Source organism: Paraburkholderia sp. CI3, from assembly GCF_050436505.1.
GTDB lineage: Bacteria > Pseudomonadota > Gammaproteobacteria > Burkholderiales > Burkholderiaceae > Paraburkholderia > Paraburkholderia tuberum.
The window spans coordinates 3215960-3228707 of sequence record NZ_JBNDMI010000004.1 but is presented as its reverse complement, the minus strand read 5'-3'; the positions used below and the strand labels follow the sequence as shown (position 1 = coordinate 3228707).

General features: G+C 64.3%; 14 protein-coding genes and 1 tRNA gene. 5 read left to right on the top strand and 10 right to left on the bottom strand.

Features of this window, described 5'->3' with window-relative positions; genetic code table 11:
- Positions 1–145: 145 nt before the first annotated feature.
- The 6 genes from OKW29_RS36395 to OKW29_RS36370 form a co-directional block, all read right to left on the bottom strand.
- A complete protein-coding gene (locus OKW29_RS36395; RefSeq protein WP_429294327.1) occupies positions 146–1366 on the bottom strand; it encodes a tyrosine-type recombinase/integrase in 1221 nt (406 codons plus the stop codon).
- 208 nt (positions 1367–1574) lie between these two features.
- A tRNA-Ala gene (locus OKW29_RS36390) sits at positions 1575–1650 on the bottom strand.
- 64 nt (positions 1651–1714) lie between these two features.
- Positions 1715–2068 (bottom strand): c-type cytochrome, encoded by a 354-nt coding sequence (locus OKW29_RS36385; protein ID WP_429294326.1) that lies wholly within the window; start codon positions 2066–2068, stop codon positions 1715–1717.
- On the bottom strand, positions 2068–2859 hold the full coding sequence (locus OKW29_RS36380) for a BON domain-containing protein (protein ID WP_187628372.1): 792 nt from the start codon (positions 2857–2859) through the stop codon (positions 2068–2070). Before OKW29_RS36380 ends, OKW29_RS36385 begins: the two co-directional genes overlap by 1 nt.
- Before the next feature lie 26 nt (positions 2860–2885).
- The gene (locus OKW29_RS36375; RefSeq protein ID WP_184068788.1) at positions 2886–3473 is read right to left on the bottom strand and encodes a phosphoheptose isomerase; all 588 of its coding nucleotides are present in this window, start codon (positions 3471–3473) and stop codon (positions 2886–2888) included.
- Between the two features lie 142 nt (positions 3474–3615).
- A complete protein-coding gene (locus OKW29_RS36370; protein WP_429294325.1) occupies positions 3616–4038 on the bottom strand; it encodes a YraN family protein in 423 nt (140 codons plus the stop codon).
- An 88-nt stretch (positions 4039–4126) separates the two neighbouring features.
- Here OKW29_RS36370 and rsmI point away from each other — a divergent pair, with 88 nt between their 5' ends.
- Positions 4127–5011, top strand: coding sequence for a 16S rRNA (cytidine(1402)-2'-O)-methyltransferase (gene rsmI, locus OKW29_RS36365; RefSeq protein WP_429294324.1), 885 nt, complete (start codon positions 4127–4129; stop codon positions 5009–5011).
- A 120-nt stretch (positions 5012–5131) separates the two neighbouring features.
- On the opposite strand, the gene OKW29_RS36360 is transcribed toward rsmI, so the two are convergent.
- The gene (locus OKW29_RS36360) at positions 5132–5737 is read right to left on the bottom strand and encodes a septal ring lytic transglycosylase RlpA family protein (RefSeq protein ID WP_429294323.1); all 606 of its coding nucleotides are present in this window, start codon (positions 5735–5737) and stop codon (positions 5132–5134) included.
- Between the two features lie 649 nt (positions 5738–6386).
- Here OKW29_RS36360 and OKW29_RS36355 point away from each other — a divergent pair.
- The 3 genes from OKW29_RS36355 (at position 6387) to OKW29_RS36345 (ending at position 8209) form a co-directional block, all read left to right on the top strand.
- Positions 6387–7031, top strand: a complete 645-nt coding sequence (locus tag OKW29_RS36355) for an MBL fold metallo-hydrolase (RefSeq protein WP_429294322.1) — start codon at positions 6387–6389, stop codon at positions 7029–7031.
- Entirely contained in the window at positions 7028–7660 is a 633-nt protein-coding gene (locus OKW29_RS36350) for an exonuclease (RefSeq protein ID WP_090802665.1), read from the top strand. Before OKW29_RS36355 ends, OKW29_RS36350 begins: the two co-directional genes overlap by 4 nt.
- Positions 7661–7750: 90 nt before the next feature.
- Entirely contained in the window at positions 7751–8209 is a 459-nt protein-coding gene (locus OKW29_RS36345) for an Lrp/AsnC family transcriptional regulator (RefSeq protein ID WP_012431468.1), read from the top strand.
- A gap of 63 nt (positions 8210–8272) precedes the next feature.
- On the opposite strand, the gene OKW29_RS36340 is transcribed toward OKW29_RS36345, so the two are convergent.
- The 3 genes from OKW29_RS36340 to OKW29_RS36330 all read right to left on the bottom strand — a co-directional run bounded on the left by OKW29_RS36340 (position 8273) and on the right by OKW29_RS36330 (position 11209).
- Entirely contained in the window at positions 8273–9556 is a 1284-nt protein-coding gene (locus tag OKW29_RS36340; RefSeq protein ID WP_429294321.1) for a cation diffusion facilitator family transporter, read from the bottom strand.
- A 285-nt stretch (positions 9557–9841) separates the two neighbouring features.
- A complete protein-coding gene (locus OKW29_RS36335; RefSeq protein ID WP_008921239.1) occupies positions 9842–10144 on the bottom strand; it encodes an H-NS family nucleoid-associated regulatory protein in 303 nt (100 codons plus the stop codon).
- Positions 10145–10546: 402 nt separating this feature from the next.
- Positions 10547–11209 (bottom strand): HugZ family protein, encoded by a 663-nt coding sequence (locus OKW29_RS36330; RefSeq protein WP_184068800.1) that lies wholly within the window; start codon positions 11207–11209, stop codon positions 10547–10549.
- A gap of 250 nt (positions 11210–11459) precedes the next feature.
- Between OKW29_RS36330 and OKW29_RS36325 the strand changes: the two genes are divergently transcribed.
- Positions 11460–12674, top strand: a complete 1215-nt coding sequence (locus OKW29_RS36325; protein WP_429294320.1) for an MFS transporter — start codon at positions 11460–11462, stop codon at positions 12672–12674.
- The last annotated feature ends 74 nt before the right edge of the window (positions 12675–12748 follow it).

Here is a 12748-nt window from a genome sequence, read left to right as displayed (position 1 = left end):
AATGCACGGACAGGCCGTGCCGATACTGCCAAAAATTTTCCTTGACGCTGCCGGTGCAGGGCTGACCCACAGCGTGTCGTCTCATGACGACCGAAGAAGTATTGCCGGCCACCCTACGCACCGTCAAGTGGTTTTTGTGCGATTTTCAGAGATTTTTCTCGCTTTTATCACCAACTTGAAGCGAGTTTTCGCGCAGCGCATCCAGAAAGTCCGCCCATTCCTGCATCATTTTTCTCCGGTCCTCGAGAAATCTGGTCCGGTTATAGGCGGTGCCCAGGGGATCGGGGACGCTATGCGCAAGTTGATGCTCGATGATCTCCGGCTTGATGCCAAGCCGCTCGTGCAGGATGGTGCGAGCCATGGCGCGAAAGCCGTGCCCGGTCTGCTCGTCACGCGTGCTGATGCCCGCACGCCTCAATGCGACGTTGATCGTGTTGCCCGACATCGGCTGCTTCTTGTCGTGCCTGCCGGGAAACACGTAGTCCCACCGCCCCGTCACCGGCTGCAACTCACGCAGGATGGCGACCGCTTGCGCCGCCAGCGGGACCAGATGAGGCGTTTGTGTCTTGCCGACGACATAGCGCCACTCGGCCGCGTCAAGATGCACCTCATCCCATCGCATGGTCCGGAGTTCGACAGGACGACAGAACAGATACGGTGCGAGCCTGAGCGCGCATTTGACCGCAAAGGTGGCATTCACCTCGTGCATCTTGCGCAGCAGCGGTCCGATCTTGTCCGGCTCCGTGACGGCGGCAAAGTGACCCGGCCGGGCGGGGGGCAGCGCGCCCCGGAGGTGGGCAGCAGGATTGTTCTGGGTCTTGCCGATGATGACGGCGTACCGGAAGATCGCCGCGCAGTTTTGCATCGCACGGTGTGCGGTATCGCGCGCGCCCCGCTCTTCAATGCGGCGCAGACAGGCGAGTATCTCGGGTGCGGTGATATCGGCGATCGGGCGCTTGCCGAGCCAGGGGAGCAGGTCGTTCTCCACGCGGGCAAGGACCTTGTCTTTGTGCGATTTTGCTTTGTCGGACATCATCCGCGCGAACCAGTCGCGCGCCACGTCCTCGAAGGTGTTGGCGGCCCGCTCGAGCCTCGCGGCCCTGGCCGCTTTCCGGTGCGCGCTCGGGTCGATGTCGTTGGCGAGCAGTCTGCGCGCCTCATCACGCTTCTCCCGCGCATCCCTGAGGCTGACCTCCGGGTAATGACCAAACGAGAGGCGCTTCTCTTTCCGGTCGTAGCGGTACTTCAGGCGCCAGAGCTTCGACCCGGCGGGCGTAATTTCCAGATACAGTCCGCCGCCGTCCCAGAGGCGCTGGGTCCGTTCGCCCGGCCGGGCATGCCTGATGGTAAGGTCGGTGAGGGACATGGGGGCACGCTGAAGCGGCGGCTGAGGCCATTGCCCCCAATGGTGCTACCAGGAACGCCCGGATGCCAGTAGCTGGTGCTGGACGACCCTGGACGAAACGGGCAGGAAGTCCGGACGTAAAAAAAGCCGGAAGCCTTGTGCCACAAGACTTTCCCGGCTTTCGCTGGACGACGTCAGACCTTTCGGCGGTCGCATCCAGACTTGAGTTTGGTGGAGAGGAGGAGGATCGAACTCCCGACCTTCGCATTGCGAACGCGACGCTCTCCCAGCTGAGCTACCCCCCCAACACGAAAATAATTCTAGCACAGCCATTTTCCCTTTTGCCAAGCCTCCAGCCCCGGGAAAACCTCATCTGGACGGCGCGCCCGCGAGCACCCAGTCGACCACCGCGCGGATATCCGCATCGCTCATCGATTGATGGGCCGGCATCGGAATCATGCCCCATACGCCGGAGCCGCCGTCCTTCACCTTGCGCGCGAGTTTGGCCGGCGCCTGCGCGTCGCCCTTGTACTTCGCGGCGATTTGCTGGAACGACGGACCAACCAGCTTGCGATCGACCGCGTGACAGCCCATGCACGCATTCGCGGCGGCGACCTGCTGGCCGCGCGGCGCCTCGGCCGCGCGAGCACCCGACGTCATCGTGCCGGCGAGCGCGCCCACCACCAACGCGAACACGACACCCCCACGCGTCATACCGCGCATCAAGGCACCGCCTTCGGATTACCCGGCCGCACCGACGTCGACGAGTTGACCGGCGCAGGCGCCTGCTGATCGAGCGGCCGCGCGCTCACCGACGAATCGGGAATCGCGCCGACCGTCGGCTCGCTGACCTCGGGCTGCGAGGCGGCCACCGGCGCCGTCGCACCGGCGGCCGCAGCAGCTTCGGCTTCCTGCGGCTGGATGTACTGGAACACCTTGACCACCTGCACGACCCCCGGCACGCGGCTCGTGACGTCGGCGCCGATATTGCCCTCATTCATCGTGACGAGGCCCATCAGATAGACGTTGCCTCGCTCGGCGACGACCTTGAAATTGTTCGCCGAAATGTTCTTCTCGGCGATCAGAGCGGTCTTCACGCGCGTTTCGAGGTAGGTGTCGTTGGTGCGCGACGAGAACGAGCTCGCCGGCGCGATCGCCAGTTCATTGACGATCGTATTCACGTTGTTCATGTTCCGCACGATGCTCTCGGCACGCTGCTTCGACGCCTCGCCCGCGACCTCGCCGGTCAGCAGCACGCGGCGGTTGAACACCGTGACGTTGACGTGCGCGGAGTCCGGCAGATTCTGGCTGATCTGCGACAGCGCCTTCACCTGAATCTCGCGATCCTCGGTCTGCGCGCCGAGCGTGCGGCGGTCGGTCGCCATCAGCGCGCCGCCGCCCGCCGCGGCCCCGACAGCGAGAAAGCAGCCTTGCAGCGTGGCCGACAGGCCCGCCGCGAACCCGACCACGAGCACGGTTCTCACCAGTGTCTTCTTGATGCGGAAAACGCTCATCAACTAGCTCTCCTTCGAAATCAGTCTCAGTCTTCGCCGAGCAACATGGCATCGATGCCGTCGCACAGGCAATGGATGGTCAGCAGGTGCACTTCCTGGATGCGTGCCGTGCGGTCGGACGGCACGCATACGTGGATGTCGGTGTCACTCAGCACCTGCTGCGCGCGTCCGCCGCCCTTGCCGGTCAGCGCAACGACGATCATTTCGCGCTCATGCGCGGCTTCGATCGCGGCCAGCACGTTCGCGGAATTGCCGGATGTGGTGATTGCGAGCAACACGTCGCCGGGCTGACCGAGCGCCCAGACCTGTTTCGCGTAGATCTGTTCGAACGAATAGTCATTGGCGATCGCGGTGAGCACGGAGGTGTCGGTGCTGAGCGCAATGGCCGGCAGACCTGGCCGCTCACGCTCGAAGCGGCCGATCAGCTCGGCCGCGAAATGCTGCGCGTCGGCGGCCGAACCGCCGTTGCCGCACGCGAGGATGCGATTGCCGTTGGCGAGTGCGGCGAACATCGTGTCGATCGCGGCGGCGATCGGCATCGACAGGGTTTCGAGGGCTTCGAGTTTGACTGCCGCGCTGTCGCGGAAGTGTTGTTGGATGCGTTCGACTGACATCGAGTCTCTATCTTGTACCGCGAATGGACCGCACTGCGCGGCCGTGTTGTGAAGTCATACTGCCAGGCTGTGGCCGCCGATCAGTTCGCGCGGCACGCGAGCGCAAGTTTATCGCACTCACGCGCGTTGTCTGCGCTGTCGGTCAGACTTCGTCGGCGCGAAACGCATCGCGCAACCACACGAGCCTGCCGCTCTCGAACGCGACGACGTCGAAACGGCACGCGGGTTCGTCGCGCGCGCCGCGGTTCGTCGTGGCGCGCGTCGCGAGATAGTGCCGCGCCGCTCGCACGATGCGCTGTCTCTTCTGCCAACCGATGCTCGCAGCCGCACCGCCATAATGCCGCTGCGCACGCGCGCGAACTTCGACGAACACCAGCGCGCCGTCACGATCGCTCATCACGAGATCGATCTCGCCGCCCCGACAGGTGACGTTGCGCGCCACGAAGCGCAGACGCTGGCGCTGCAAATATTCTCGCGCGCGTGCTTCGAAAGCCGCGCCGACGGATTTGGACTGGTGAGCGCAGGAAAAGTTGTGGGCGGTTTTTGGACCGGCGTTTGTGGGCATCTTTTGCGCAGTGTTCGGCGCGGCCTGCTCGCGCAAGCCCACATGGCACAATGTCGGCCTCGTTCCGTCTGTTTGTGTCTTCCGTGTCATGACTCCTCTCTCCGAACTCGCGCAAGGGCAGCAGTACCCCGCCGCCGCGCTGTATGTGGTGGCCACGCCGATCGGCAACATCGCCGACATCACGCTGCGCGCGCTGCACGTGCTCGGACTCGCGGATCGCATCGCCGCCGAGGACACCCGCAACACCGGTCAGCTGCTCGCGCGCTACGGCATCTCGAAGCCGCTCGTCGCCGTGCATCAGCACAACGAGCGCACCGCCGCGCAGCGCGTGATCGAGTATCTGCAGGCCGGCGAGCGCGTGGCCTACGTGTCCGACGCGGGCACGCCGGGCATCTCGGACCCCGGCGCCAAGCTCGTCGATGCCGTGCGCGAGGCCGGCTTCGTGGTGGTCCCGCTGCCCGGCGCGACTGCGCTCGCCACCGCGCTCAGCGCAACCGGCGACTGGGTCGCGACGTTCTCGTTCCTCGGCTTCCTGCCGCCGAAGCCGAAGGCGCGCGCCGCCGCCTTGCAGGCGCTCGCGCAACATCCTCACGCGATGGTGTTCTACGAAGCGCCGCACCGGATCGTCGAGACGGTGCAGGCGCTCGCCGATGCGTTCGGCGGCACACGCCGTCTGCTGATCGCGCGGGAACTGACGAAGTTACACGAAGCCCTGCACCAGGGCACCCTGGCCGAAGGGCCAACGTGGCTCGCTGCCGACGCGAACCGGCAGCGTGGCGAATTCGTGCTGGTGGTCGAAGGCGCGGCGCCCGAAGCGGCCGGCGAGCACGATCACGACGCGCTGCTCGGCATCCTGCTGGAAGAATTGACGGTGAGCAGCGCGGCGAAGGTCGCGGCGGCGCTCACGGGCGCATCGCGCAACATGTTGTACGCGCGCGCGCTGGCGCTGAAGGAAGACAAGCCCGACGCCTGAGAGCGAAGCGGGGCGGGTAAACGGCGGAAGGCAAAGGAAACGGGCCGCATGTCGCGGCCCTTCGATTTTCTACAGACGGTTGGTTCAGCCGACGCGGCATCATCGCCACGTAACGTCACATCACTTGTTCGAATCCGAGTTCGACGCGAGCGTCTCGTTCAGCTCGGCGCGCGCTTCCTGCTGCGTGAGCCCTTCGATCTTGACCCGCGCGGTGCCGGTGTGGCGCATGTCGAGCATGGCGGCGGCCGCCATCGACAGGTCGATCACCCGGCCGCGGGCGTACGGGCCGCGGTCGTTGATCCGTACGATCACCGAGCGCGAATTGGCCGGATTGGTCACGCGCACGTACGAGCCGAGCGGCAAGGTGCGATGCGCGGCCGTCAGGGCATGCATGTCGTAACGCTCGCCATTGGCAGTGCGGCGGCCGTGGAAGAAGCGTCCGTACCACGACGCGCGTCCGATCTGATGGAAGTCCGCGACGTCGACGCCGTCGTCGGTGAGCGGCTGCGCGTCAGCCAGCGGCGACGCGGGCGCGTTCGACGCGCTCGGGCTCGAGGCCGGCGCGCTACCGAACGATTGCGGTCCGAAAGAGCTCAGGTGCGTGTTCTTTGTACTTGGCGGCGTGTCGTTCGCGGCCGTATCGCGCGCGCCCGGAGGCGTGGCACAGCCGGCCAGTACAAAAAAGGCAAAAAGAGTCCCTAGACCACGGGTTAGCCGAGTTTTCATAAGACGTGCAATCACATTGTCGAGCCGCGTCACCCGCAAACTGCTGGGTAGGTTGCTTGCGGCTCCGGCGGTAGGGACGACAACGCGCCGCGCGAAAATGCGCAGTACGTCAAAGCCCGGATACGGCTCACTCAGCCGCTACCGCACGGTTAATTTTCACGTCTGGCGCAACCTGTCCCCGGCAGCCTGACCAGACCCCACATGCCGCCAACTGAACGTGGCAATGACACGTTCTTGCGCGCGCAACTCAGCGCGCAGGAACGGCGGCGTAGGCCCCACCCAGCGTCACGGAGATTAATTCCGTAGCAGGCGCGCGGCGCCTGGCTGGGCAAGACGTGTGCATCGAACGCATCGATACTGGATGGCCGTCGGCATTCCGACAGCCCTTACTTGAACGGCGAGCGGCATTCCCTTTTTGTGGGAACGCATCGCCTTGTGGCAGCACAATTCCTAGTGCATGGAGTCCATTATACCCAAAACTTTTTTTTGGGATGGCGGGCTGCTCAAAAACTTGATCAATCTTCACATTTATCGCAAAAATGGACATACGAAAGGCTGAGACGGGCCGGGAGCCGGCCCCGTCGCATGGGCGGCGGAGGCTGTCGCGAGGCCCGGTACAATCAACGTTTTTCCAGCGCGTCGTCCAGCCATGAAAGTCACCCTGATCCCCGTCACGCCGTTCCAGCAGAACTGCTCGCTGCTCGTTTGCGAGGCCACCGGGCGCGCTGCCGTCGTCGATCCGGGCGGCGACCTCGACACGATCCAGCGCGAGATCGCGCGGCAGAACGTGACCGTCGACAAGGTCTTGCTGACCCACGGCCACATCGATCATTGCGCCGGCGCGAAGACACTCGCCAGCCACCACGGCGTACCGATTGAAGGTCCGCATCCCGACGAGCGCTTCTGGCTCGACAAGTTACCGGACCAGAGCACGCGCTTCGGCTTCCCGGCCGCCGACGCCTTCGAGCCGGACCGCTGGCTACAAGATGGCGACACCGTGCAATTCGGCGACGAAACCCTCGAGGTCTACCACTGCCCCGGCCACACGCCGGGCCACGTGGTCTTCTTCAGCCGCGCGCACCGGCTTGCACTAGTTGGCGACGTGCTGTTCGCCGGCTCGATCGGCCGCACGGATTTCCCGCGTGGCAATCATGCGGACCTGATCCGCTCGATCCGCGACAAACTCTGGCCGCTCGGCGACGACGTCACGTTCGTGCCTGGCCACGGCCCGACCTCGACGTTCGGCGCCGAGCGCCGCACGAATCCCTACGTCGCCGACGGAGTGGGCGTATGAGCAGCGAAATCTATGTCAGTACCGACGTCGAAGCGGACGGCCCGATCCCCGGCCCGCATTCGATGCTGAGCTTCGCATCCGCCGCATACACCGAAGACAAGCAGCTGATCGCGACGTTCTCGGCGAATCTCGAACTGCTCGAAGGTGCAGCGCCGCATCCGGTTCAGGAAGCGTGGTGGAAGACGCAGCCGGAGGCATGGGCGGCCTGCCGCCAGGACTTGCAGAAACCCGAGGCCGCCCTGACCGCCTATGTCGAATGGGTCGAGGCGCTGCCGGGCAAGCCGGTGTTCGTCGCGATGCCGGCCGGCTTCGACTTCACCTATATGTTCTGGTACATGATGCGCTTCGTCGGCCGCTGCCCGTTTTCGTGGTCGGCGCTCGACATCAAGACGCTCGCGTTCGCGATGACTGGCCTGCCGTACCGCAAGAACATCAAGCCGCGCTTTCCGAAGCACTGGTTCGACGAGCATCCGCACACGCACGTCGCGCTCGACGACGCGATCGAGCAGGGTGCCCTCTTTTGCAACATGCTGAAGGACTTGCGCGCGCGTCAGCCCGAGTTGCCGGGGGACGGCAAGGATGATGGGGACGGCTCAGGGCAAAACGCCGCTCCCGACCCGGTAAATTAGGCAATCTCGCTCGCGAGAGCCGTTTTACATTGCGTTTCGTTTTCGCGCCCTCTACCATGCGTTGATACGGCGACGCTAACGGAGGCGCAGTTGACACTCGATACGTTCTCACAGAAGATCCTGCGCCTACTGCAGCTCGACGCACGTCGTTCCGTGCAGGAAATCTCCGACCAGGTCGGGCTGTCGAGCACGCCGTGCTGGCGGCGCATCAAGGACATGGAACAGTCGGGCGTGATCCAGCGCTACACGGCGCTGCTCGATCGCGAAAAACTCGGCTTGCATGTGTGCGCGCTCGCGCATATCCATCTGACGCGCCACACCGAAGGCGGCGTCGAGCAGTTCGAGCGGGAAATCGCCACCTGCCCCGAAGTGACCGAGTGCTACAGCACGACCGGTGAATCCGATTACATCCTGAAGATCGTCGCGCCGGACATCAAGGCGTACGACAGCTTCCTGCACGAACGCATTTTCAAGATTCCAGCCGTCGCCCAGGTGCGGACGAGCGTCGTGCTGCGCGAAATCAAGTTCGATACGCAGTTGCCGTTGTGACGGATGCCGCCGCTGCGGGCGGCATGAAGGTTCGTGGCATCGGGTGTCCGAAACTCATCGGACTCAGGCGGCGTTGTGAGGCTCCGCGGCGATTGACCGACCGCCGGGGGCGACGCCAGTCTTGAGTTCCGCCGCCGGACCGCCTTGCGCGGCCGAGATATCCCGTTGCAGCAGCACGTCTAGCTTGCGCGCGCCGAGACGACGCTTGAGCGCCTCCAGATCGACGCGCCCAAGCGACTGCGCCTCGCTTTCCAGCAGACGCGCGGCCTCTGGGCCGTCCGCAGCGCGCCCTTCAACGGACGCCGCCGCCGGTAACACCACCTCCACGTCGAGCCCGGTGCTCAGGTAGTGCAGATTTATCCCAGCGGCCTGCAAGCCCCAGGCCGCCAGCGCCGCGTCGACCTCGGCGGTCACGCGCTCCCGCGGCGGCAGATCGACCGGTGGATGCGCGAGCGCATCGTTTTCCGGATCGACGTGGATCAGCGCGTCGAGCACGCGCTTGTCGGTCAGCACGCGCAGACGCGCCGACTCCGCGATGTAATGCCCTTCCGATACCGAAATCATCGGATCGACCAGAATGTGCGCGTCGACGAGCGCGAAATCGCCCATCTTGCGCGTACGCATTTCGTGCACGTCACGCACGCCGGGGGTGGCCATCAGCAATGCCCGCATGTCGGCCGCGGCGGTTTCGTCGAGCGCGCGGTCCGACAGATCCTGCAGCGCGTCCCAACCGAAGGTCCAGCCCATGCGCGCGACCATGAAACCGACGATGGCCGCTGCGATCGGGTCGAGCAACCGCAAGCCGGCGAGACTGCCGATCACGCCGATTCCAACCACCAGCGACGACGCCGCGTCCGAGCGCGCGTGCCAGGCGTTCGCGATCAGCATCGCGGAACGCACGCGCTTCGCCTCGCGCAGCATGTAGCGAAACAGCGCTTCCTTGCAGACCAGCACGAGCGCCGCGACCGCGAGCGCGCTCATGTGCACGGCGGGAATATTTTGCAGGTCGGCGAGCCGCGTACCGGCGCGCCACAACATGCCAACGCCGACCGAGATCAGCAGCGCGCCGAGAAATAACGACGCCACCGTCTCATAACGGCTATGCCCGTAATTGTGATCCGCGTCGGGCTTGGCCCCGCTGTGCCGATTGGCAATCAGCACGACAAAATCGGAAATAAGATCGGCAAGGGAATGGATACCGTCGGCAACTAGCGCCTGCGAGTGCGCGATCGTGCCGATGGCGATTTGCAGCGTCATCAACACGCTATTGAGCGCAATACTCGCAAAAGTACTTTTGCGCGCAACGCGTTGTTTCTCGGTGGTTTGGGCGATCGCGGCGGACTGCATGCTGAAGTGGCGGAAAGGTCAATTATTGTTATTGTACCCGCCACGAATCGCGCGCGCAGGGAAAAGCGGAAAAAACCTTTTTAAATCAGTCGCTTATCTAAACGAAAAGCATTCGCGTTCCAGTTGCCTGAAGCGCATGCGACAAAAAACTCGGCGCCGCAAATGACGAAAACCGCGCCCTGAACGGTGCGCGGCTTTTTCAGATTCTGCAGCAGGCTATAAACGCGGTGGATTGCCGCTATTCGTACTACGTGCGGCCAACCCTCACTGCCCGCCTGATCGTGATTACTTCTGGATCAGAAACTTTTCGCGATCAAGACCCGCAATCCAGCGCGGCGGCTTGCCGCGACCGGACCACGTGCTGCCGCTTTCCGGATCGCGATATTTAGGCGCGACGCCTGCGCGCGGCCGGCTCGCTTTAGCGCCTTTCGGTGCGCGGCCGCCGCCGAGTTCGCTCAGCGAAATGCCGTAATCCGCCATCTTCTGCTTGATTTCATTCAAGACTTCCGCGTATTCGCGCGACTTCGCTTCTTCAATCTGCTTTTCGAGCTTCTCGCGCTGCGCGAGCAGTTCCTTGTAAGAAGACATAGGTTCCCTTGTGGTATGGATAAATGACCGCCGGTCTTTTGCCGACTCGCCTTTGAAGGTTTCATGCCTCGGAATTTGACGGCGAGATTAACACAAAATAGAAAGGCTGGATAAGCAACCGGAAAAAATTATTTTAAATTCGTTTCAAAAAATTTCCTGCGCTGCTTTTGGGTCGGACTACGGCCTTTCAAATCCTGATTTCGCATGTCGCTGAAAAAGTCCACTGATCTGCATATTTACACCATTTAACTATCAAGAAATGAGACTTGAGCCGTCTATTGCACATCGAACATTTCACGGCATGAAAGCTTTGACTGGGATAAGCCGCGCGCTATTGAGACAAAGACCAGACCCGTTCGTCGCGACTGGCGCATGCGCGTTTTCTCGATAAACGATAAATACTTAATCCGCATGCCGCTCGATGCAGACTTCGAGCGCGGCGTGCAATGTCCCGGTATCGGACCGGGCGCCATCGAATGCGAAACGGTGGCGCACGCCGTTGCGTTTCAGATCGGCGCCATAACGGTCGACACCCAGCAATTCGACGCCGCCCGCGCCACTCAGCCGGTGACCGAATTCCGCAATCAGCGCGTCCTCCTCGCTGACTGCAAGCGGCGGCAGCGGATCGAGTTCGGCGCCATCGAGCCAGCCCATCGCGCCAAAGCCGCCGATGTAGCGCAGCCGCTGGACCTCCATGATCCAGAACGTGAAATCGCCCAGCATCAGGTAGCGCTCCGCGTCCGGGTGATAGCGCAGGTAGCGCCGCGCCAGTTCCGGGCTCGAGCCGACCGGCTCGAAGCGGCCAAGCAGCGTGACGCGCTGGCCGCCCAGCACGTCGCCGTCGGGTGCGTCGACGGCCAGAAAACCGGCGCGCGGATCGGTGTGCAGGTTGTGCGTGTGCTCCGCGAGCCGGCTCACGAGGATCGTCGGACGATGCCGCGCGTCCGGCGCGAACGGCAGCACCGACGGATACGGAAAGCCCTCGGGCTGGCGAGCATGCGTGGCGAGCGTGCCGACCGTGGCCGTGTGCAGCAGATGCAGCGGAGCGTGAGCCGGAATGTTCAACTGAGCGTTCCTCGGTGAATTAGGAATGAACGGAAGGCGGTGAGCGGCAGAAAAGCCGCCGCGCACGGCAATGCAAAAACCAACTGCGGCGTGCCGTGGCATGACAGCCGGCAATACCGCCAGGTTGCATCCCCAGCCTATCAATCGTATGCGCCCGATCCCACGGCTCCAAGCATTCGCCACCACGCTTCGATAGAATCGAAGATCCGCTTTCAATGCGCTTTCTCGCGCACTTCGCCTCGAGACCTCCGTGCCCGATCACCAAGCCTCCGAATTCGCCGTCCTGCCCGCCGCGCATCGCAATCTGTCCGTCACCGCACGGCAACGCGCACGCATTGCCACGATGGCGGTATTTTTCATCGCCGGCATGATGTACGCGTCGTGGGGCGTGCACGTGCCGACGGTGCGCGACCGCTTCCATCTGAATCCGGCGATGCTGTCGTTCGCGTTGTTCGCGGTGGCGGGCGGATCGATCGGCGCGATGGTGACCAATGCGTCGTGGATCGCGCGGGTCGGCACGCGCCGCGCCTGCCTGACCGGCGGCCTCGCGATGGCCGCCTGCGCCGCGCTGATCCTCGTCGTGCCGGCGTACTGGATCCTGCTGATCGTGCTGGCCGTCTTCGGCGCGGGCATGGCCACGCTCGACGTCGCGATGAACGCCGAAGCGAGCGCCGTCGAAAAGGCGCTCGGCAAGCCGATCATGTCGTCGCTGCATGGGATGTTCAGCCTTGGCGGCATGTTTGGCGCGGCGGTGGGCGGGGCGCTGCTGTCGCGCGGCATGGCGCCGGCTGTGCATCTCGCGCTCGCCGCGGCGGCCAGCGCGCTCGTGCTGGTGCTCGCGTGCCCGTCGGTGCTGCCGCACGTGCCGCACGCCGAGCATCCCGATGCCGCGACGCCGCGCGCGAGCCGCTGGCGCTCGCCGGCGTTGTGGGCGCTCGGCACGATGGCGCTGGTCGCGCTGATCGCCGAAGGCGCGATGTACGACTGGGCCACGGTCTATATGCGCGATGTCGTGCTCTCGACGCCCGCGCTCGCCAGCGCCGCCTACGCCGCGTTTTCCGGCGGCATGGCGGCAGCGCGTTTTGCCGGCGACGCGGTGCGCGCCCGCTTCGGCGCGCCGCAACTCGTGATGATCAGTGCGGCGCTCGCCTGCGCCGGGATGGTCGACGCGCTGCTGCTGCCGAATCCGGTGGCCGCGCTCGCCGGCTTTGCGCTGATCGGCCTGGGCCTCGCGAACATGATGCCGGTGCTGTTCGCGGCGGCCGCGAGCGTGAAGGGCATCCACGCGGCCGAGGGGCTCGCGCACGTCGCGGGGCTGGCCTATTTCGGGTTGCTGCTCGGACCGGTGATCATCGGTGCGGTCGCGCAGGTGACCAATCTGACGATCGGGCTATCGGTCGTCGCCGTGTGCGCCGCGATGATCGCGCTCGTCGGGCCGAAGGTGCTGCGGCGTTTGAAGATCTGACGCAAACGCGACGCCAAAAAGAAGAGGCACGCAAGCCTGACGGCCCACGTGCCTCTTTAGCGGCAAATCGAAGT